General features: G+C 39.2%; 20 protein-coding genes. 3 read left to right on the top strand and 17 right to left on the bottom strand.

The annotated features are described in order from the left end of the window. Positions 1-17 precede the first annotated feature (17 nt). Positions 18-911: a TIGR01777 family oxidoreductase gene (locus tag ABJD71_RS01700; RefSeq protein WP_348163570.1), complete on the bottom strand. Its 894-nt coding sequence runs from the start codon at positions 909-911 to the stop codon at positions 18-20. A gap of 26 nt (positions 912-937) precedes the next feature. Continuing rightward, positions 938-1,195 carry a dihydroneopterin triphosphate 2'-epimerase gene (gene folX, locus ABJD71_RS01705; RefSeq protein WP_348163690.1) on the bottom strand — a complete coding sequence of 86 codons (258 nt, stop codon included), beginning with the start codon at positions 1,193-1,195 and terminating at the stop codon, positions 938-940. A gap of 76 nt (positions 1,196-1,271) precedes the next feature. On the opposite strand from folX, the gene ABJD71_RS01710 reads away from it, so the two are divergent. After that, positions 1,272-2,312 (top strand): AI-2E family transporter, encoded by a 1,041-nt coding sequence (locus ABJD71_RS01710; protein WP_348163573.1) that lies wholly within the window; start codon positions 1,272-1,274, stop codon positions 2,310-2,312. 65 nt (positions 2,313-2,377) lie between these two features. Here the strand turns inward: ABJD71_RS01710 and ABJD71_RS01715 are convergent, their stop codons facing one another. The 15 genes from ABJD71_RS01715 to ABJD71_RS01785 form a co-directional block, all read right to left on the bottom strand. After that, a complete protein-coding gene (locus ABJD71_RS01715; protein ID WP_348163576.1) occupies positions 2,378-3,028 on the bottom strand; it encodes a LiaF domain-containing protein in 651 nt (216 codons plus the stop codon). Positions 3,029-3,155: 127 nt separating this feature from the next. Then, positions 3,156-4,496 carry an ATP-binding protein gene (locus ABJD71_RS01720; protein WP_348163579.1) on the bottom strand — a complete coding sequence of 447 codons (1,341 nt, stop codon included), beginning with the start codon at positions 4,494-4,496 and terminating at the stop codon, positions 3,156-3,158. Positions 4,497-4,511: 15 nt separating this feature from the next. Continuing rightward, positions 4,512-5,186 (bottom strand): response regulator transcription factor, encoded by a 675-nt coding sequence (locus ABJD71_RS01725; RefSeq protein ID WP_348163582.1) that lies wholly within the window; start codon positions 5,184-5,186, stop codon positions 4,512-4,514. Positions 5,187-5,202: 16 nt separating this feature from the next. Then, positions 5,203-5,427: a peptidase gene (locus ABJD71_RS01730; RefSeq protein WP_348163693.1), complete on the bottom strand. Its 225-nt coding sequence runs from the start codon at positions 5,425-5,427 to the stop codon at positions 5,203-5,205. A gap of 187 nt (positions 5,428-5,614) precedes the next feature. Next, positions 5,615-5,983, bottom strand: coding sequence for a glycine zipper 2TM domain-containing protein (locus ABJD71_RS01735; RefSeq protein ID WP_348163585.1), 369 nt, complete (start codon positions 5,981-5,983; stop codon positions 5,615-5,617). 79 nt (positions 5,984-6,062) lie between these two features. Next, positions 6,063-8,888 (bottom strand): XrtA/PEP-CTERM system TPR-repeat protein PrsT, encoded by a 2,826-nt coding sequence (prsT, locus tag ABJD71_RS01740; protein ID WP_348163588.1) that lies wholly within the window; start codon positions 8,886-8,888, stop codon positions 6,063-6,065. An 84-nt stretch (positions 8,889-8,972) separates the two neighbouring features. Continuing rightward, entirely contained in the window at positions 8,973-9,923 is a 951-nt protein-coding gene (locus ABJD71_RS01745; protein ID WP_348163591.1) for a choice-of-anchor A family protein, read from the bottom strand. A gap of 248 nt (positions 9,924-10,171) precedes the next feature. Next, a complete protein-coding gene (gene arfB / locus ABJD71_RS01750; protein WP_348163594.1) occupies positions 10,172-10,579 on the bottom strand; it encodes an alternative ribosome rescue aminoacyl-tRNA hydrolase ArfB in 408 nt (135 codons plus the stop codon). 113 nt (positions 10,580-10,692) lie between these two features. Beyond that, on the bottom strand, positions 10,693-10,995 hold the full coding sequence (locus ABJD71_RS01755; RefSeq protein ID WP_348163597.1) for a YciI family protein: 303 nt from the start codon (positions 10,993-10,995) through the stop codon (positions 10,693-10,695). A 55-nt stretch (positions 10,996-11,050) separates the two neighbouring features. Continuing rightward, on the bottom strand, positions 11,051-11,869 hold the full coding sequence (gene trpA, locus ABJD71_RS01760) for a tryptophan synthase subunit alpha (RefSeq protein WP_348163600.1): 819 nt from the start codon (positions 11,867-11,869) through the stop codon (positions 11,051-11,053). Then, complete coding sequence (gene trpB, locus ABJD71_RS01765) at positions 11,862-13,064, bottom strand: tryptophan synthase subunit beta (RefSeq protein ID WP_348163603.1); 1,203 nt, start codon at positions 13,062-13,064, stop codon at positions 11,862-11,864. The genes trpA and trpB overlap by 8 nt, the downstream gene beginning before the upstream one ends. Before the next feature lie 69 nt (positions 13,065-13,133). Next, complete coding sequence (trpCF, locus tag ABJD71_RS01770; protein WP_348163606.1) at positions 13,134-14,519, bottom strand: bifunctional indole-3-glycerol-phosphate synthase TrpC/phosphoribosylanthranilate isomerase TrpF; 1,386 nt, start codon at positions 14,517-14,519, stop codon at positions 13,134-13,136. A 17-nt stretch (positions 14,520-14,536) separates the two neighbouring features. Then, positions 14,537-15,550: an anthranilate phosphoribosyltransferase gene (gene trpD / locus ABJD71_RS01775; protein WP_348163609.1), complete on the bottom strand. Its 1,014-nt coding sequence runs from the start codon at positions 15,548-15,550 to the stop codon at positions 14,537-14,539. A 5-nt stretch (positions 15,551-15,555) separates the two neighbouring features. Continuing rightward, positions 15,556-16,197: an aminodeoxychorismate/anthranilate synthase component II gene (locus ABJD71_RS01780; RefSeq protein WP_348163612.1), complete on the bottom strand. Its 642-nt coding sequence runs from the start codon at positions 16,195-16,197 to the stop codon at positions 15,556-15,558. Then, a complete protein-coding gene (locus ABJD71_RS01785; RefSeq protein WP_348163615.1) occupies positions 16,197-17,795 on the bottom strand; it encodes an anthranilate synthase component 1 in 1,599 nt (532 codons plus the stop codon). The genes ABJD71_RS01780 and ABJD71_RS01785 overlap by 1 nt, the downstream gene beginning before the upstream one ends. A gap of 310 nt (positions 17,796-18,105) precedes the next feature. Here ABJD71_RS01785 and ABJD71_RS01790 point away from each other — a divergent pair, with 310 nt between their 5' ends. Both ABJD71_RS01790 and ABJD71_RS01795 read left to right on the top strand, forming a co-directional pair. After that, complete coding sequence (locus tag ABJD71_RS01790) at positions 18,106-18,948, top strand: PHP domain-containing protein (RefSeq protein ID WP_348163617.1); 843 nt, start codon at positions 18,106-18,108, stop codon at positions 18,946-18,948. Positions 18,949-19,011: 63 nt separating this feature from the next. Then, on the top strand, positions 19,012-19,632 hold the full coding sequence (locus tag ABJD71_RS01795) for an L-threonylcarbamoyladenylate synthase (protein WP_348163621.1): 621 nt from the start codon (positions 19,012-19,014) through the stop codon (positions 19,630-19,632). Positions 19,633-19,636: the final 4 nt, after the last annotated feature.

The following is a 19,636-nucleotide window of genomic DNA, read 5'->3' on the forward strand; positions in this document are numbered from 1 at the left end:
TAATGCTCTGCTTTAAATTATTTTCGAAGGCAGTCAAAAACCCTCGACAACTCTGGATACACAAACTTATATCCACTATCTAGCAGGCGAGTTGGTACAACTCTTTGACCATAAACAACCAGGTCAGCCATTTCTCCCAGCAATCCTCTTAGCATAAACTCAGGAACTCTCACCAAACAGGGACGGCTCAATGACCTTGCCAGTTCTTGGCTAAACTCTTGATTGGTTACGGGGTTTGGAGCTGTAAAATTGTATACTCCTTGACAGTCTTTGTTTTCGATTAGGTGAACTATTCCTTGCAGCATATCCTCCAGGTGGATCCATGACATATATTGTTGACCGCTGGCGATCGGGCCTCCTAATCCTAGTCTAAAAGGAAATAGCATCTTTGCTAATGCCCCGCCTCTTTTACTTAGAACTATACCAGTCCTCAGTATGCACACTCTGGTTTTATCTGATTCAGCTTGTTGGGCTAGAAACTCCCAATGAGCACATAACTTATGGCTAAACTCATCATTTTCAACAGTGAACTGTTCATCAATTGCATCATTAGTTTGATTACCGTAATAACCAATAGCAGAGCCACTAATGAGAATATTAGGAGGGTTGTCTCCAGCTTTGATTAAGTTGACTATTTTTTCAGTCAGTTCCCACCGACTTTTTTCTATAATGCGCTTTTGATCTTGAGTCCACTTCTTGTCAACTATTGGCTCGCCAGCTAAATTGATGACCACATCGTATTCGTCTAAGTTCTTAAGATGGGATAGAGTCGATAAAAAATGAATTTTGTGACCGAGTATCTGCTCAGCTTTAGCCACATTACGGGTATAAACCGCTATGTCGCAGGGGCGCAAAATTGGTACTAGGTTAGAGCAAATCAACCCAGAACCGCCAGTCATCAGTATTTTCATAATAGTTTCATGGTGTGGTGGCCACCTTAGTGTTTGTTACATGATAAACATAAAAACAAGGAATCACAAAAACGTGATGCATGGGTTTTATCAACTTCAGCATAGTTCACCCAAGCACGTTCTGCAGCTATAGTTAACACCTGAGCTGTTAATTTCTTGAGGAATGAAAAAAGATTGTTCTCAACTAAGTTGCTAACATGTTTAATAATGACTTCACAATTCAGAGCGTTAGCCATTTCGTAATCATTAGTATCAATATAAGTACGAAGTCGTGAGCTTTTAATTTCTTTTTGTTCTTTGCTACAAAATACTACATAGATCTGCTAGTTTGCTCACAAGGTATTTATCAAGACTCAATTTATGCAGATCAATTCTCAAAGACCCGTCAAAATTTTATTAATACTCGCGAGTATTGTGGTCATTTTAGCCGGTATTAAAGCCGCCAGCGCTATTGTTGTACCCTTTCTATTATCAATCTTTATCGCAATGGCATGTAGTCCAATTATTACATGGGCTAACCAGTACAAGTTACCTAGAGTCCTCGCCGTAATAATAGTCATACTGCTAATTGTTGTTTTTGGATTAGTTTTGGCAGGTTTAGTTGGGCAGTCAATGAACGAGTTCAGTCAGAATGTGCCTAAATATAGAGAGCAGCTAGTGCAAGAGTTCGGTTGGGTGATAGGGCAACTTGATAAAGTGAATATCAAGATCAATAAAGATACGCTGATTTCTTACCTTGACCCAGGCGCCGCAATGAATATGGCAACTAACCTGTTATCAAGTTTAGGGGGCGTGTTAACCAATTTTTTACTTATTTTATTAATTGTGGTTTTTATGTTGTTTGAAGCAGAGTCTTTTCCTAAGAAAATACATATTGCTTTGTCAGATCCAGATATGAAAATGCAACAAATTGATAAGTTTCTCACATCGGTTAAAAACTACTTAGTTATTAAAACTCTCGTAAGCTTGGGAACTGGCTTTATTATAGGCGTGTGGTTGTATGTATTAGGTGTTGATCATTTCTTACTTTGGTCTGTACTCGCATTTTTGCTGAATTATGTGCCAAATATAGGCTCTATTATTGCTGCTGTTCCTGCTGTATTACTCGCATTTGTTCAATTAGGACCAACTACTGCGGGGCTAACTGCGATAGGGTTTATTGCGTCTAATATGGTGATGGGGAATGTGATTGAGCCAAAGTATATGGGCCGTGGCCTTGGGTTATCTACTTTGGTTGTCTTTTTATCTTTGATTTTCTGGGGATGGTTGTTAGGTACGGTTGGTATGTTGTTGTCGGTTCCGCTTACTATGATTGTAAAAATAGCTCTAGAGTCTAACCCTGATACACATTGGTTTGCGTTATTACTCGCTAGTGAAGATGTAAAGCAACCTAGCAAATAAATATAATGTAGCCCTCTTTTATTGAATAAAAAAGGGCTCACCGTTGGTGTTTAGAACTTCCTAGCTTAGGTTTTGTTATTGAAAAGTGTTTTCATTTGATTAGCAAAGGTCACAAACTTTTCTTTTATTGTGCGTTTTATCTTTATGTCTAGTCCACCAAATAAAACTAAGCCTTCAATGGTGAGAGTAGGGGCTTGGCGAGAGGCAATTGATGGCGCTTTATTATCTATGCCACCAAAAATGCAAAATGCTTTTGAGATGACATTTATGTTCTCTGGTATGTAAATATTATCACCACCAAATATACAAAGGACTTTTACAGTGACATCTGGGCTTGAAAATATAGCGTCAGTAAAGTCTATATCCCCTCCTCCAAAGACGGTTAAAACTCTTATCTCTCGCGGTACTGTCCATTGCCCACTTCGGTTAGAGCCGCCAAAAATATTGACTATGCTTTCGGTTTCAACACTATTTTCAGCAGAATAATTGATATTGAATTTTTGTTCTTTTTGAGAGGTAAACTCTTCACTGGTGTTTTGTTTTAAGTCTGAAACCAAGTCAGTTAATTCATGATGATGCTTACTTGCCATGGCTGAGTCTAATCTTCGCTCAAAGGCTTCATTAGATAACACCCCATGACTGTAGTTGAAAATAAGCTTATCAATGACTTCTTCTCTTACTTGTTCAATAGGTCTATCTTCTAATTTTACAGCCATGTTTATTCCTTATGTAATCTCAATCAGATAGTTAATGAAAAGCAAATACAACGCCAAATATAAATTCTAATTAAATCAGAAGGTTGCATTTTTATGTCAATCAAGGATATAAAAATTTAACCAATAATTAGTGAGTTTCACTATGTAATGGGAAGGTCAATGTAAGCTTTGCTCCGCCTAGGTTTCCTGTATTTATATCAAGACTTCCTTGATAAGCCGCTACTAAATCGGCTACTACAGCCATACCTATGCCTTGTCCTTCTTTGTAACTATCTAAACGTGTGCCTCTTTGTAAAAGGTGTTCTCGTTTATCTTCAGGGATCCCCGGGCCATCATCTTCTATGGTGAGGTTTAACGTATTTTGCTTGGCAATAACAGATATTTTGACTTGGCTGGCAGCAGCTTTACAAGCGTTATCCAATACGTTTCCGAGTATTTCCATAAGGTCAGTTACGTCGCCATGAAACCCAATGTCTTGTGGCTGAATGGTTTGCGTTAACAAAAGCTGTTTATCAGCATAGACCTTGGTCATAGCATTAAATAGTTTATCTACCACTGGTTTCATCGGGGTGGCTTGCTCAAATGAGCTGGTGTTGCCTGCCACCGCACGTTTTAATTGTCTTTGTATTTGCAGATTAATTTGGTTAATAGGTTCATTAGCTTGTGGTGGAAGTCCTCGTGTCCCTGATAACACCGCCAATGGGGTTTTAAGGCTATGGGCTAAATCACTTAAGCTATTTTTGTATCGGCTACGTTGCTGTTGTTCCGTGTCTAATAAGTTATTAATACTACTTTTTAATTTTTCTAATTCAGGAGGGTAAGTTTGGTCAATTCGATTTAATTGCCCACTCTCTGCTTGGCGTATTTGTTTGTTTAAGCGGCTGATAGGGAGTAAGGCTGCATTTAAACTCACTAATAATAATATCAGTAAAAGCAGAGCTATCAGTCCAAGCCAGTTCCATAAAGTGGTCGCAAACTTTTCTTTTTCTACGTTGAAGGTTTGCTTATCTTGTAGAATATAAAAGCTGATAGGTTGGTAACCCTGTGAGGTTTCAAACTCGGCAGTATAAGCATATAAAAAGTAGCTTTTTTGCATGTGGAAATCTTCAATAAAGTCTTCTGCACCAATTTTAGGAGGCGAAAATTGCGGGGTTAATTGCCAATTTAAGGTAGACAAAGATTGCCATAGTGTGGCGTTGTTAGACTGAATAAACGCATACAATCCAGAACCAGGCATGTTGAACTCATCGTTATATAGTTGTTCTGGCATGATAGCACTCTCGCCAATTTCATCTAATTCAAACTCTGAAATTAACGTTAAGCTTTGCACTCGAAGTTGTTCTAGCATGGACTGACTTAAACTGCTGTTGAAAGCTTTTTCTAGCGTAACAGCAGTAAGAGGGATGAAAATTAACAGTGCTAAAAGCGCAGCGGCAAAGCTTCTAAGTCTTAAAGAAAGGTTACGCATCAATAAGTGGGTGTATTAGAGTTCACGGTTAATCCTGTAGCCTCTACCTCTTAGGGTTTCTATTGGGTTGACATTGCCATTTGGGTCGATTTTCTTGCGTAGTCTACCCACAAAAACTTCAATGACATTACTATCAAGATCAAAGTCTTGGTCGTAGATATGCTCCGTTAGTTCTGTTTTCGAAATAATCTTTTGTGGATTTAATAAAAGGTATTCGAGAACTTTGAATTCGTATGCGGTAAGCTCAACGTACTCACCATTTACCGTAACTTCTTCACTAAGAGTATCTAAAGTGATGGGGCCTTTTTCTATGATTGGGTGGGCTTTACCTGCTGCACGACGAATTAGTGCGTTAATACGAGCGAGAAGCTCCTCATTGTGAAAAGGCTTAGTTAAATAGTCGTCGGCTCCCGCATCGAGTCCTTCGACTTTTTCTTGCCATCTATCTCTCGCTGTTAATATCAATATGGGGCAGGTGACATCATTTTTTCTGGCTTTTTGAATGACCTCAAAACCATCAACAACAGGTAAGCCAATGTCAATAACAGCTAAATCATATGAGTGCTCTTGTAGTAAAAATAAGGCTTTAGCGCCATCATCGGCTAAGTCAACACTGTAACCATTATTTTGTAGTAACACATCTAGTTGAGTCAGTAGACGACTATCATCTTCAACGATTAAAATACGCATGCTTGTGTTGACATCCTTAATTTTTAACTTTTTTCTTACTCTTTTTGACGGATTTTTTATTGATATCTACAGACACCACACGACCTGATTTTTGTAGAACTTTCACGCGATATTTATTTTTATTTTGATCAACCTTAAGTACGCGCCCGCTAACTCGCTTCTGCGCCTTTTGTGCGGCCTCTGATTTACTTTTTGCCGAAATTTTATCTTCTTTGGCAAATGCTGGAGTACTATTTAACATCAGCAATGCAAGGCAACCGGCTAGTAACATAGAGTTGGTTTTTGACTTCAAAATATCACTCTCGAAAAAAATTATAAAATCAGTTTACCTTAATCATGAATCGACGTAAAAATTATTGATACAGCGCGTTCATGATTATATAAAGTGCGGATTTGACCGCCTACTAGAAACAATTACTATCTATAGTCTAATGATGGGGCTTTTTATGAATAACTTTTCTGTATACATTTGCTTTATGTGTACTTGTTAGTTTTTCAACTTGATGACCTATGGTACTTCCGATAATCACTCCAGCTACAGTACTTAGGATTTTATCGCGGCCAGTACTGGCATTATGTCCAATTACGCCTCCAATAAGACCTCCAATGTTTACCCCCGTTCTTGGGTTGTTTTTGGAAATAGTGTTTGTTTTTACTTTTACGTACTTTTGCTGTTTAACTTGGTGGTATTTATGAGTAGGACTTATCTTAACAGCCTTAATTGTGTGGTGGCTTTTAGCGTGAGCTAAAGGTGAAAGAGCCATTAATAATAGTGTGATACTGAATATAGTTTTCATGTTATTACTCCGTTTTGAAAGTGATAACAATGTTAATATTTCTTGCCTGAACTTTAGCTGAACTAATTTTGAACCTTAGTTATTTATTACTTAGCTCCTTATAAAGTGCAGTAGCTGCCTCTTTTTCAGTAAAATTTTGCTTTTTATCAAAAAGTGATTCTAGCTCAGACTTTGCTTCATTAACTAGACCTAACATATTCAAACTAACAGCTATGTAATAGCGTAAAGCTAGGTTTTTCTGGTCTCGCGAGTAGGCTCTTCTTAGTAACTCCAGTCCTTGCTTAGGTTGTTTATTTTGAGTCAACAACCAACCATAAGTCGTTAACGTGTTTGGTTCTTTATTATTTATCTCATAAGCCTGCGCTGCATATTGCATACTCTTTTTTATGTCAGAATTCATGTATATTTTTGCTAATCTATTTAAAATCCCTTGAGGATCTTTTAAATCTGAGTGTTGTAATAGGCGCTCATATTGTTGTGCTGCTAGCTCGTATTCTTTTTGATAATAATGGTACTGGGCGAGCAAATTACGAGGAAAGAAACGCTCTGGGTTATTATTAACTATCTGCTCAATTTTATTCTTAAATGGGCTAGAAGGAACCCCTTTTAACGTTAATGCATACATCTTGGCTAATGCTAGTTCAAAGTTTTCGTTTATATCTAAGGTTTTTAAATAAAGCTGGTTAGCCGTGTTTAAATCACCTTGTTGTTCAGCTAATCTACCTTGTAAGAACGATACTTGAGCTTGTTTAGGATACTTATTCGCCAGCTTGTCGAGTTCAACGGCCGCAGCTTTAGTTTCATTTTCATTAAGTAAAAATTCAGATACTTGCACTGCCAACCTAAGACTACCTGGCTGCAATTTTTGCGCTCTAATTAGAGACTGAGTTGCGGCTTGTCTATCACCCGTTAGTAATTGTAACTTATGTAGTGCAATCATTAGTGCTGCATTATTATTACTTAGCCTTTGCAATTCCTGCATTGTTCGTTGACTGTTTTCTTTGTCGTTTTGAGCAACGTAAATCTGTGCTTTTTGGATAACATATTTGGGGTTCTCTTGGTCACTACTACTCAGTCGATTAAGCTGAAGCAATGCGCTTTTATATTCTTTCCGAGCAACATAAATAGACGTTAGCCCTTCTAACGCAGCTACATTCTGTTTGTCGCTTAAAAGTACTTTTCGATAGTTTTTTAACGCGTCTTCGGGGGCGTTCTGCTTGATCTGTATTTCAGCAAGTAATAAAAGCGCAGCTTGATAGTTAGGGGTACTAGTTAATATGCTTGCAATTAATTGTTTAGCTCTAACCGAATCTCCAAGCAAATACCAAGTAGATGCTAAATTATAGGTCGCTGATGTAAAATCAGGGTGTATTGATAGGGCTTTGTTAAGGTAAGTTTGTGCCTCGGCAACTTGGTTCAGCTTGATTAATATTGCACCTTTAATATTTAAGGATACTGGATCATCTGGTTGTAGCGTTAATAGTTTAGTCACACTTGTATCGGCGCGAGAAAAACGTTTCGCTTGTAAATTTAATATACTGTGAACCAATAACACAGCTTGATTATCAGGCGCTTGTTTTAGTAGTTCATCAAGGTTTTGCAGCCCTTGGTGTATTTTTCCTCTAGCAATTAACAACTTTGTCTGTAGCAGTTTTACCTGAATGTTGTCTGTGTGGTTTTCATTTAGTGTTTCTATTAATGATAGTGCTTTAAAGTTTTTATCATTATTTATGTACAAATCTCCTAGCATTATTAAAGTATCAGGAAGCGCTTTAAACATATGCTGATTGTCTTCTAATATCGCCATAGCTTTCTTTTCTTTATTAAGTGCTATATAGCTTTTAGCTAAGTAAATAATTGGTGATAAATCGCTTTCATCAAATTTCCGAAGTGCAATAAAGTCTCGTATAGCAAACTCATAGTTTTCTTCTCTAAATTCAATCAAGGCCCTTAAAAATAGTAGAGATTGTTCTTGTTTAACTAGTTGATTAGGATAGTTTTTAATTTTTGCTGATAACTCATTAAATTTTATCTCAGCGTCGGGCGCTAAAACTGTTCCCTGTTGTAACCAACTATTTACCAAAATCGCAAACGGATCATTTGGGTCAGCAGTTAATATGGTATTGACGGTTTTCTTAGCCGCTTCTTGATTACTTGATGCTAAATAGACATCAGCAAGGTGCCTCAAGATGTAAGGGTTGTCAGGATTTAACTCAAATGCTTTTTCAAGGTAGATAAGTGCATCTGCTAAGTTATTTTGCTGTCTTGAAACTAAGCCTTTTAATTGCCAAGTAACTGGGTTTTTGGTGTTAATATTTCCCGCTTGTGATAAATAGCTTTGTGCTTCTAAATAGTTTTTTTGCGTAAGTGCAATATTTGCTAAGCCGTTTAATTGTTCAGTTTTATCTTTTGAAACCTCGCCCAACTCTACATAACTCTCAGTTGCACACTCGTAGTTTTTGGCTTGCATACAAGCATTGGCTCTTAGCCTTAACCAATCTTTTAATTGAACATTTGGAAATGAGTTATAGTCGGCATAGTCAATAACTCTTTGATACTCTTTTAGTTTTATAAGCGTAATTCCCCAAGAAGTGGCAAATAAGCTTACATCTGCGCCTTGAAATATAGCTTCTTTAAATTCAATTTCTGCAGTTCTATATTGCCCTTGTTCCGTTAATAGCTGACCCATTAACACTTTTGAAGGAAGGTTTTCGGGGTTCTCATGCAACGCATTTTTAAGGTGAATCATTGATTCGTCGAACCGTTCTGCTTTATATGCCGATAATGCATTTTCGTAGTGTAATTGAGGATCTGCAAATACTAGCGTGGAAGTAAAAACACCTAACGCTATTACTACTCTTCGATTCCAAGTAATAGTCAGAATATCTCTCAATTTCTTGTGCATTTATTTAACCTTTAAAAATAAAAAAGACGGATAAATCCGTCTTTTTTATCATACCAGTTATGTTATTTTAACTGAAATCAAACATTACTTTTTAAACTGTCGACGGGTAATAAATAACAACCCTAGACCCATCAGGGCTAGCCCAGTTGGAGCGGGAACTTCTGTTGGAGTTGTGGTACTTGTGTCTGGTGTATACGCAAACAAAGAGTTATGAAGTTCAACATTTCCACTATATGACTTGGCCGCCAATGCCCCTTCTAAATGACCTGTAGAGCTTGATACATCTGCATAAGGAGCGAGTATAGAGCCAACCCAACCATCTCCTTGAAAACTAATAGATGTGGCTGTATTAAAATTCCACAAAACTAAAGAGGCTAATGAGTCACCTTGAAGGCCAGCTCCTTTATTACCAATTTTAGTCGTTATGACTATATCTCCACCACCAATGACATTAACTACGACAGGGACGTCAGGTATTTGTGCAAGGTCAAGTTCTCCACCATTACTTAAGTCACTAGCATTGATATTAATAACATTTAAGCCAGAAGTTTCATTTGCTGTGATTAACTTGTTGTTTTGATCAGAGCCGTCAAAGCTGCCATTTGTTTCTAAACCTGCAAAATAGTTACTATCACTTATGACTTGGTCATAGATGCTGTTAAATTCAGATGCGAGTGTTGATTGTGAAACGTTAGTGGCGCTACCGCCACCGTTTAGGTTAAAGCCATTGGCTGATGTGCCGCCATAAACTGCATTATGCCCGTTTTGAATCGTTAATTTAGGACTAATATTTCCAACAACGGTAACAGCGTCAACATTAGTCTCAGAAGACAAAGCGGCGCCAAATACAATTGTATTTCCATTTATGTTACCACCTATATATGCACTGCCTTCAACTTCAGCATTCGTTTGCAGGTCATTCTTAAGAATCAGATTGTACGATCCCACATGGGATTGGGTGTTAACAGTTGCATTTACCTGACTACAAAGCCCACCTAGTAAAATTAACGCAGTAAATAAAATTTTGAACTTCATAAAATATACCTGAGAAATCGACAATAACACATTTTCTTGGCGTATAGCATAAATCATGCCGAATTTGCATCCTTTTGTTTTTAAAGATTTTTATTTCATTTTTTCTTTATGTTTTGAAATTTATGTAAAAATACTCGACAGTTTAATATACATAAAGAGACTAAATATTGTACTTTTGTAAAGAAATCATACAAGTAGTAGAGTGGTCAAATGTATGTTTATAGTATAAATATTGATACTGAGCCGTATTAATAGTCTACTCTGCGTCGCAATGCTTTAGTCTTTCCTGATTTTACTTTTCTGTCGACTCGTTTTCTTTGAGAGCTACGAGTGGGTTTGGTGGCTCTGCGGGATTTTTGCAATTTACCCGCTTCTACCAATATTTCAGTTAATCTTTCTAGTGCATCCTGCTTGTTCATTTCTTGTGTACGATGATTTTGTGCTTTGACAATTAAAATACCTTCTTGGGTAATACGTTTATCATTTGCTGATAACAACTTTTGTTTTACATACTCCGGAATAGATGCATGTTTGATATCAAACCTTAAGTGAATAGCGCTAGATACTTTATTGACGTTTTGCCCCCCAGCCCCCTGCGCTCTCATTGCACTCAATTCTATAGCGGGAGATAGTAACTCTAAATTGGGGGTGTACAAATTTTGCTCCTAAAGATCAAATTTTCATTAGCCTTAAACAAGATGCATCGACAAATTGCTTTTGGGTATTAAGCGCCTTTTATTAAGTAGCGTCATTAAACCTCGCTTTTTATTTATAATGGCAGCACTACTTTATAGGGCTTAACCACAACTTTTTGATATACGCCTGCCAGGGCGTAAGGGTCTGTATCTGCCCAAGCTTTTGCTTCTTCTAAACTTGGAAAGTCGATAATAACCACCGAACCTGTAAAGCCCGCTTCTCCTGGATCTTCGCTATCGATTGCAGGGCAGGGGCCAGCGACTAGCACTCTACCTTGATCTGCTAATCCTTGGATCCGTTCTAAATGCGCAGCTCGAGTTTGCTTACGCAAAGGTAAGCTGTTTTCTACATCTTCAGAATAAATGACGTACCACATGGTGTTTCCTTAGTGAAAGCCCTTAATGATTGACGTATATCAAGGGCATAATTTGTTACTTATGGGTTGCAGCTTTCATACTTGAAACAAAGCCTTTGAGTTTTTCTAACATTACTTTAGGTTGCTCTAAGTTTTCTGCAATGATATTTACCGTTGCTGAGCCAGAAATTGCCCCCGCAGCACCGGAGTATATGGCGTCTGCTACTTGGTCTGGGGTGGATATTCCAAAACCAAGCAAAGGTGGTGCAACTTTAAATTTAGTCAGTTTATTGATTAATTCACTAGTAGGAATACTCACTGCAGTTTCGGCACCAGTTACACCTGCTCGACCAAGCAGGTAGGTATAGCCTTGTGATTTTTCACCAATCTCAGCTAAGGTTTCATCACTGGCATTTGGCGGAGCAATTAATATTTGTTTAATACCGGTTTGTTCAGCCATGGCTATAAAACGGTCAGCTTCACGTAGTGGTACATCCGCTATTAAAATTGAGTCAACGCCCGCATCAGCGGCGTCTTGATAGAATGTTTCAATGCCACGTTTTAGCACTAAATTACTATATAAAAGCAAACCAATAGGAATGTTCTTATTACCATTTCGCACTTTTTTTATGACTTCAAAACATTCTGACGTTTTAATGTTGTGACTTAATGCGCGAATTGCTGCATTTTGAATGGTAGGACCATCGGCAATAGGATCTGAATAAGGAAAGCCTAATTCCAGTGCATCTGCTCCTCCTTCGATGAGGGCATTAATTATATCAACTGAGGTATCTGCATCAGGGTCACCTACCATAACAAAAGGGACAAATCCTCCTTGATTTTTTTCTTCTAAGCTTTTAAACATATCGTTGTAGCGATCGATAGAGTTAGTCATGGTTATTATCTCCCATAAAGGCATCACCAAGAATGCTATGAACATGGGCTAAATCTTTGTCGCCTCTGCCTGATAAATTAACCACAATTATCGTCTCGTCTTCAGTCTCATCAGCCATATTTAAAGCATGAGCTAAAGCATGAGATGACTCAAGAGCAGGGATAATGCCTTCTTTACGAGATAAAATTTGAAAAGCGTTTAATGCTTCATCATCTGTAACAGACACATATTCAGCGCGGCCAATATCAGATAAATAAGCATGTTGAGGGCCAACTGCTGGGTAGTCTAACCCCGCAGATACAGAGTAAGACTCTTCAATTTGGCCGTCTTCGTCTTGCATAATATAGCTATAGGCACCGTGTAATATTCCAGTCGTACCGTTACCTAGCGGCGCACCATGTTCTTTGGTGTGAACGCCTTTACCAGCAGGTTCCACGCCTATTAATTTCACACTTGGTGTGTCAATAAAATCGGCAAACATGCCAATAGCATTGGAGCCCCCGCCTACACATGCCACCACAGCATCTGGCAAACGGTCCTCTTTTTCTAATATTTGAGCACGAGTTTCTTCACCTATCATGCGATGAAACTCTCTCACTATAGTCGGGAATGGGTGAGGGCCCGCAGCCGTACCTAAAAGGTAGTGAGCTTTGTCATAATTCGCAGACCAGTCACGCATTGCCTCGTTTACAGCATCTTTTAAAGTGCCAGAGCCCGCAGTGACGGGGATAACCTCAGCTCCCATCAAACGCATTCTAAATACATTTGGTGCTTGACGCTCTACATCTTTGGCCCCCATGTAAATTTTTGCTTTCAAACCCATTAAAGCACAGGCTAATGCCGTAGCTACACCATGTTGTCCTGCGCCTGTTTCGGCAATAACCTCAGTTTTACCCATTCGCTTGGTAAGTAATGCTTGGCCTAAAACTTGATTGGTTTTGTGGGCTCCACCATGTAATAAGTCTTCACGTTTGAGGTAAAGTTTTACCTTTGGGTTGCTGACTAAATTACGGGTTAAGGTCATGGCTGTTGGGCGGCCAGCGTAATCTTTTAATAGGCCCATAAACTCAGCCTGAAACTCAGGATCTTTTTGAGCGTCAATAAAAGCTTGTTCAAGTTGGTCTAATGCAGGAATTAGCAACTCAGGCACATACATGCCGCCGTATTCCCCAAATTTACTATCTAAATGATTCATTTATTACTCACTCACTTTAACTTTTGTAGTTTTTGAGACTTTCGCTTTGGCTACAGTCACAAATTGCACTTAATATTTTCTTAATTCACTAAACGCTTGGTCAACTTTTGCTTGCGCTTTAATACCCGGAGCGCTTTCTACTCCTGAGTTTAAATCAAGCATGGCAAGTCCATAATTAGCAGCTTGTTTTATATTGTCGGGATTGATGCCACCGGCTAAAACAATGTTAGATTTACCAGCGATCCCATCTAGCAATTGCCAACCAAATGTTTGGCCTGTGCCCCCAGATTGCTCACCTACTTGGCAATCTAATAAGAATAAGTCGACATTTTTTTCGTCCATGTCTGGCAGGCTGTCTTTGACACCTTTAGCTAACCATATTTGACAATTTGGGTGCAATAGGACACCTAGTTGGTCTATATATTTTTGGTCTTCTCGACCGTGTAACTGCACAGCAGCTAAGCTAAATTCTTTAGAGTACCTAACGACTTTTTCGATAGGTGCATTCACAAACACCCCAACGTAGTTAAATGGCACAGCATAGGTAATTTGTCTAGCTTGCTCTAAGGTAACGTAGCGCTTAGATTTCTCAGCAAATATTAAACCGGCATAGCTCGCGGGACTGTCCTTAACCATTTTTGCGCCAGACAAACTGGTGGTACCGCACACCTTTACTGTTCCGTAAATCAACTGTTTGGTAGCAAGCTTAACGTCATCTTCTGCCATTAATGAACTGCCCACTAAGAAGCCATCAGCAATAGGAGCAAGCCTTAATACATCTTGATGAGTGTAAATACCAGACTCAGAAATGATCACATGGTCATGACTGGCATATTCTTTAATAAGCGGAACTAAACGTTCGGTGGTAGCCAAATCGGTACTTAAATCACGTAAGTCACGATTATTAATACCGATAATCTTGGCTTTTAACTGGCACGCTCTTAGTACTTCTTCTTCGTTACTGACTTCTGTTAATACGTCTAGTTGGTAACGCTCAGCTAGGGTTGCCAAGGTGGTGTAATCTTCATCGCTTAATACAGATAGCATGAGTAATACGGCATCTGCATTATGATAACGGGCCAAGTAAATTTGATAAGGCTCAATGAAAAAGTCTTTATTGATAACAGGCTGAGTGACATTGGCACGCACATACTCTAAGTATTCAAATTTACCCTGAAAGTATTTCTCATCGGTCAATACCGATATACATGCGGCATAAGGGCCGTAAGCTTGAATAATTTCATCTAGGTTAAAGTTTTCACGTATTAACCCTTTAGATGGAGACGCTTTTTTACATTCTAAAACAAAGCCCGCATTAGGCTGTGCTAAGGCATCATAAAAACTTCTATCAGATGAAGTTAAGTCATCAATAAAGGTTTCTAGCGGTAAGTCTAGTTTACGTTGTGTGATTTCTTGCTGTTTGTCTAAAACAATTTTTTCTAATACGTTAGCCATCTGACTTAATTATCCCCTTATGAATGTTGGCTGATATCAGCAGATTGGTTAATGGTGGCTAAAGGTAATTTTTGTGCCATGGCCGCTATTGCCATCTCTGCACCTAGTGCATACGTGTCAGTTTTGCCACACAATTTAAGCAGTGCACCGGTATTCATGGCGACGGCTGCTTGGTGTGCAGGTTGACCATTTCCTACCAACACATCTTCGATTAGGGCTTTATTTTCTTCAGGCTCTCCACCTTTAATGGCCTCAAGTGGATAGTTTTCAAGACCAAAGTCTGCTGGCGACACAGAATATTCAGTGAGTACTTCGCCATTTACCTCTACCACCTGTGTTTCTCCGTGCAAAGCAAACTCATCTAAGCCGCTGCCATGCACAACAAGTGCTTTTTGATAACCTAAAAGTTGCAAGGTTTGTGCAAACGGCTTTAAAAGTTCAGGGGCATAAACCCCAATGATGATATGACTGGGACGAGCGGGGTTAACTAAAGGCCCTAACAAATTAAAGAGGGTTCGTGTTTTAAGGGTGGTTCGAACTGGCATCGCATGACGAATTCCCGAGTGATAATTAGGAGCAAACAAAAAACACAAGTTTGAATCATCAAGGCACTTACGAGCAATATCCGCTGACATGGGAAGTGCTAAGCCAAAGGCATTAAATAGGTCTGCAGAGCCAGATTTGCTTGATACGCTGCGGTTACCATGTTTTGCCACTCGCAAACCACAACTGGCAGCAACAATAGCCGAGGCTGATGAAATATTAATAGTGTTGTGGCCATCACCCCCAGTGCCTACAATATCTGCAAAGTCATAATCAGGGCGAGGAAAAGCAGCGGCATTAGCTATTAAAGCATTGGCTGCACCAGCGATTTCGCTAGGTTGTTCACCTTTTATTTTTAACGCAGTTAGCAAAGAAGATAAAATAATATCGTCTACTTGGCCTGTGACTACCTCAGAAAAGATCTGGGTAACGTCATCTTGTTTTAAGTCTTGGCCTTGATATAGCTGTTCAAGAATAGTGTGGATCATCTGCTTTATACCTTATCCTGAGTTAAAAATTGTATGCTTTGCATCAGTAATTGACTGCCATGAGAAGTCAGAATTGATTCTGGATGAAACTGAAAACCCAGCATTTTATCTTGTAAGTGCGCCACCGCCATAGGGATCTGTTCATAGTTAGCTAATAAAGCCAGCTCTTCTGGCATTTCACTTGCCATTAATGAGTGATATCGAGCAACTGGCAAAGGTTGTGGCATATCAGCGAACATTTTATCACCGCAGTGCTCTATAAAAGAAGACTTACCGTGCATGACTTTATTGGCTCGAATAATTTTACCACCATAGGCTTCAACAATAGCTTGATGCCCAAGACAAATACCCAATACAGGGAATTTACCTTTCACCAAATTAAGTAAGGTTAACATTGAACCCGCTTGAGCAGGGGTGCCAGGCCCAGGAGAGAGCATTAACATGACTTGTTTTGTGTGGCCTTGAGAGTCTTTCTCTGTGGCCTTTTGCTGCATCTTTTGTAAGATTAATTCAGCAGGGACTGAGTTGCGATATACAATTAACTCTAGGCCTAGGGTTCTAAGTTCATCTACAAGGTTGTATGTAAATGAATCAAAGTTATCTAACAAGAACACGCAGGTTTTTTGGTTTACAGTAGCTGTATTCATTACGCATCTCCTTGAGTTTGTGAGCTTGAGATAATGGCGCTAATCACGGCCTGTGCTTTACCACGGGTTTCGTCTGCTTCAGATTGCGGGTCTGAATCAAATACCACTCCCGCACCTGCTTGAATGTATGCGGTGTTATTTTTAACAAAGGCAGAACGAATAACGATACAGGTATCCATATCTCCATTGTTGTTTAAATACCCAACAGCACCACCGTAACTGCCGCGACGCTCTTGCTCAACTTCTCGAATCAGAGTCGCTGCACTTACTTTAGGCGCGCCTACCAAAGTGCCCATGTTCATGCATGCTTGATAAGCATTTAAAGCGTCTAAATCTTCACGTAGTTGGCCCACCACTCTAGATACCAAATGCATGACGTGTGAATAGCGATCAACTTTAAGTAGGTCTGTAACATAACGGGTGCCAGGTTTTGATACTTTAGCTACGTCATTTCGGGCTAAATCTACCAACATGATATGTTCAGCTCGTTCTTTTTGATCTTCTTGCAGGTTTAGTTCTAAGCGACAATCTAAGTCTAAGTCGAGACTACCGTCAGCCCGCTTACCTCTTGGGCGAGTACCCGCTATAGGGTAAATTTCGACTTGATTAGTTTGCTTGGTATATTTTAAGGCTGACTCGGGGGATGCCCCAAAAATACTAAAGTCGTCATCCTGTAAAAAAAACATATAGGGGCTAGGGTTTTGTTTTTTAAGCTCACGATAAGCGTCGTGTGGGTGTGGACAAGGTAAACTAAAGGTACGAGAAGGTACGACTTGAAAAATATCTCCAGCCAAAATATCTTCTTTCAAACGCACCACATCTTGCTTGTACTCTTCGTCAGACTTATTAACCGTTAAGCTGTTGGTGTCTATGGGGTTTTTAACCACCACGGCAAGAGGCTTGATAGTGCTGAGCTTATGTTTTATCTGTTCTAAACGCTGACTAATCGTAAAAAAGTTATTACCAATGTTTTTACCACTAAAAACACTGCCAATAATATCGGTTTGTTTAGTTTGATGGTCGATTACCACTAAGCTTTCAGCAAGATAAAACACGAAATCAGGACAGGTATTAGCGCTGCCTTTTACATCGGGTAATTTTTCAAAGCTAGCGAGTAAGTCGTAAGCTAGCGCGCCTCCTAAGAATACCGCATTAGGATGATTACGAATGGCAGTAATCTTATTGGTGATTAACCTAAGTACGTCAAATACTGCGGGGGCTTTTAGGCGACTGTCTTCATCTAACTCAGAATCTGCTTCGGGAAAGGTTAACGTCACCACTCCCGCTGAAGGGGCATAGTGATGGTTCACACCCACTGGGCAGTATTCATCAAACATGGGTAAAACGGCGTGGCCGTTATCTGTTAATGCTCGGCAAGTTACCACTGAACCATTGCACTCAAGTTTTACCGCGGCATCAACTAAAAGTAAACTTTTTAGGTTGTCTTTACTGTTAATCTCGGCTGATTCAAGCAGAAGGTTATTCGTTTTTCCTTGGCACAAATACTGATACGCATGGAGTGGGTCAGCAATATAATCTGCTTGAATGACTAGGGTTTCTACTTTACCTGTCTGCTCTGTTAACTGGGCTAAACTCATTATTTTATTCTCAATTGATATTTTTCTTGGCGAGCAGATGTAAAAAAGCCCGCATATTATACGGGCTTTCTTGGAATTTTATTTGCAAAAATACAAACACTCACAGCCCGTTAGTTCAGGTTGTGCCACCACCAAATGATGTGTGCTTGAATATTTTTCATGTATCTCAGTTCTCTTTTTGTTATTTCTGATAATCAAAGTCGAATCAGTGTTAATATATTAAAATCTTTCGACGGGTATAGAAGAAAACAAAAAGGCTTCTGTGTCAACACCCTAATGATTCTTTAATATAAAAAAAGTTACTTATAGCATGAAAATCGATCTCCATAGCCATACTCATTATTCTGATGGGCACCTGTCTCCAGAAGAGCTGATTAACCGCGCTCACACTATGCAGGTTAATGTGTTGGCTATTACTGATCACGATACGGTAGATGGTATTAATCAAGCTATTGATTATCAAGCTCTGCAAAAACGAGATATGAAAATATTACCTGGCGTTGAAATTTCAACCTCTTGGCATAATTTTGATATTCATATTTTAGGTTTAAATGTTGATCATACCGATGAGTTATTCCTACAACGCTTAGATTTACAAAGCAAAGAACGGGATAGGCGCGCCCAAAAAATGTCTGACAAGCTAGCAAAAGTTGGTATTCATAATGTATTAGATGATGCTAAAACACTTGCTGGCGTTGGGCAATTAACCCGAGCTCACTTTGCTCGTGTTTTAGTTGATCGCCAAGTGGTAAAAGATTTTGATAGTGTTTTTAAAAAGTATCTAGGTAAGGGTAAAAAAGCACACGTAAAGCCGCAATGGATCAGCATAGAAGAAGCCGTAAAATGGATACAAGAAGCGGGAGGCAAAGCAGTATTAGCTCACCCCGGTCACTACGATATAACCACTAAATGGTTAAAACGCCTTGTGAATGAGTTTACTTTAGCCGGTGGCGAAGGCATGGAAGTAACCCATTCTCATCTGTCTCGAGATAAAAAAGCCCTGTTAACTAGCCTTGCACAAGCGCATAATCTACAAGCTTCGAGCGGTTCAGATTTTCACTACCCTAATCGCTGGACTGAGTTAGGTAAAAACCTTTCTCTTCCTGAACAACTTGTGCCAATATGGCATGATTGGGATTTAAACATACAATAATTGGCTAAATAATCTAGCCATTTGTTAGGCAATACTGCTGTGATAGTAGAATAGGAGAGACCCATGAGTCAGTTTTTTTATATCCACCCCGATAACCCACAAGCACGTTTGATTAAGCAGTCGAGTGAGTTGATTCACAAAGGCGAAGTGGTTGTGTACCCAACAGATTCTGGATATTCGATTGGCTGCCACATGAATGATAAAGCCGCCCTTGAGCAAATTTGCCGTATTCGACAAATTGGTAAAGATCACAACTTCACATTGATGTGCAGAGATATGTCTGAGTTATCTGAATATGCAAGGGTCGATAACACCGCGTTTCGTATGATCAAAAATAATACTCCAGGGCCTTATACTTTTATTCTTAAAGCCACTAAAGAAGTGCCTAAACGGCTACAAAACCCTAAACGTCGTACTATAGGTATAAGGGTGCCAGATAACAAAATTGCTCTCGCTCTATTAGAAGAATTGGGTGAGCCAATGATGTCAACCACCCTAATTTTGCCAGACAGAATAATAGCAGAATCAAACCCTGATGACATTCGAGATGAACTTGAAAAACAAGTAGGCTTGATTATCCACGGTGGCTTTTTAGGTGAACATCCTACCTCTGTGATTGATTTATCAGAAGGTGAAACCACCGTTATCCGTGAGGGTAGTGGCGACTTAACACCTTTTATTTAGAGTA

Source organism: Paraglaciecola sp. (assembly GCF_039943935.1).
Lineage (GTDB): Bacteria > Pseudomonadota > Gammaproteobacteria > Enterobacterales > Alteromonadaceae > Paraglaciecola.

Coding starts and splice junctions, on each gene's coding strand:
- trpD (WP_348163609.1), bottom strand. CDS start 15,550: ATGATCCACACTATTCTTGAACAGCTATATCAAGGCCAAGACTTAAAA.
- ABJD71_RS01715 (WP_348163576.1), bottom strand. CDS start 3,028: ATGGCTGTAAAATTAGAAGATAGACCTATTGAACAAGTAAGAGAAGAA.
- ABJD71_RS01735 (WP_348163585.1), bottom strand. CDS start 5,983: ATGAAAACTATATTCAGTATCACACTATTATTAATGGCTCTTTCACCT.
- ABJD71_RS01780 (WP_348163612.1), bottom strand. CDS start 16,197: ATGAATACAGCTACTGTAAACCAAAAAACCTGCGTGTTCTTGTTAGAT.
- prsT (WP_348163588.1), bottom strand. CDS start 8,888: ATGCACAAGAAATTGAGAGATATTCTGACTATTACTTGGAATCGAAGA.
- ABJD71_RS01720 (WP_348163579.1), bottom strand. CDS start 4,496: ATGCGTAACCTTTCTTTAAGACTTAGAAGCTTTGCCGCTGCGCTTTTA.
- ABJD71_RS01790 (WP_348163617.1), top strand. CDS start 18,106: ATGAAAATCGATCTCCATAGCCATACTCATTATTCTGATGGGCACCTG.
- ABJD71_RS01755 (WP_348163597.1), bottom strand. CDS start 10,995: ATGTGGTACGTCATTTATTCTGAAGATGTAGAAAACAGCTTACCTTTG.
- ABJD71_RS01745 (WP_348163591.1), bottom strand. CDS start 9,923: ATGAAGTTCAAAATTTTATTTACTGCGTTAATTTTACTAGGTGGGCTT.
- ABJD71_RS01710 (WP_348163573.1), top strand. CDS start 1,272: ATGCAGATCAATTCTCAAAGACCCGTCAAAATTTTATTAATACTCGCG.
- ABJD71_RS01700 (WP_348163570.1), bottom strand. CDS start 911: ATGAAAATACTGATGACTGGCGGTTCTGGGTTGATTTGCTCTAACCTA.
- trpB (WP_348163603.1), bottom strand. CDS start 13,064: ATGAATCATTTAGATAGTAAATTTGGGGAATACGGCGGCATGTATGTG.
- trpCF (WP_348163606.1), bottom strand. CDS start 14,519: ATGGCTAACGTATTAGAAAAAATTGTTTTAGACAAACAGCAAGAAATC.
- ABJD71_RS01730 (WP_348163693.1), bottom strand. CDS start 5,427: ATGTTAAATAGTACTCCAGCATTTGCCAAAGAAGATAAAATTTCGGCA.
- trpA (WP_348163600.1), bottom strand. CDS start 11,869: ATGACTAACTCTATCGATCGCTACAACGATATGTTTAAAAGCTTAGAA.
- ABJD71_RS01785 (WP_348163615.1), bottom strand. CDS start 17,795: ATGAGTTTAGCCCAGTTAACAGAGCAGACAGGTAAAGTAGAAACCCTA.
- ABJD71_RS01795 (WP_348163621.1), top strand. CDS start 19,012: ATGAGTCAGTTTTTTTATATCCACCCCGATAACCCACAAGCACGTTTG.
- ABJD71_RS01725 (WP_348163582.1), bottom strand. CDS start 5,186: ATGCGTATTTTAATCGTTGAAGATGATAGTCGTCTACTGACTCAACTA.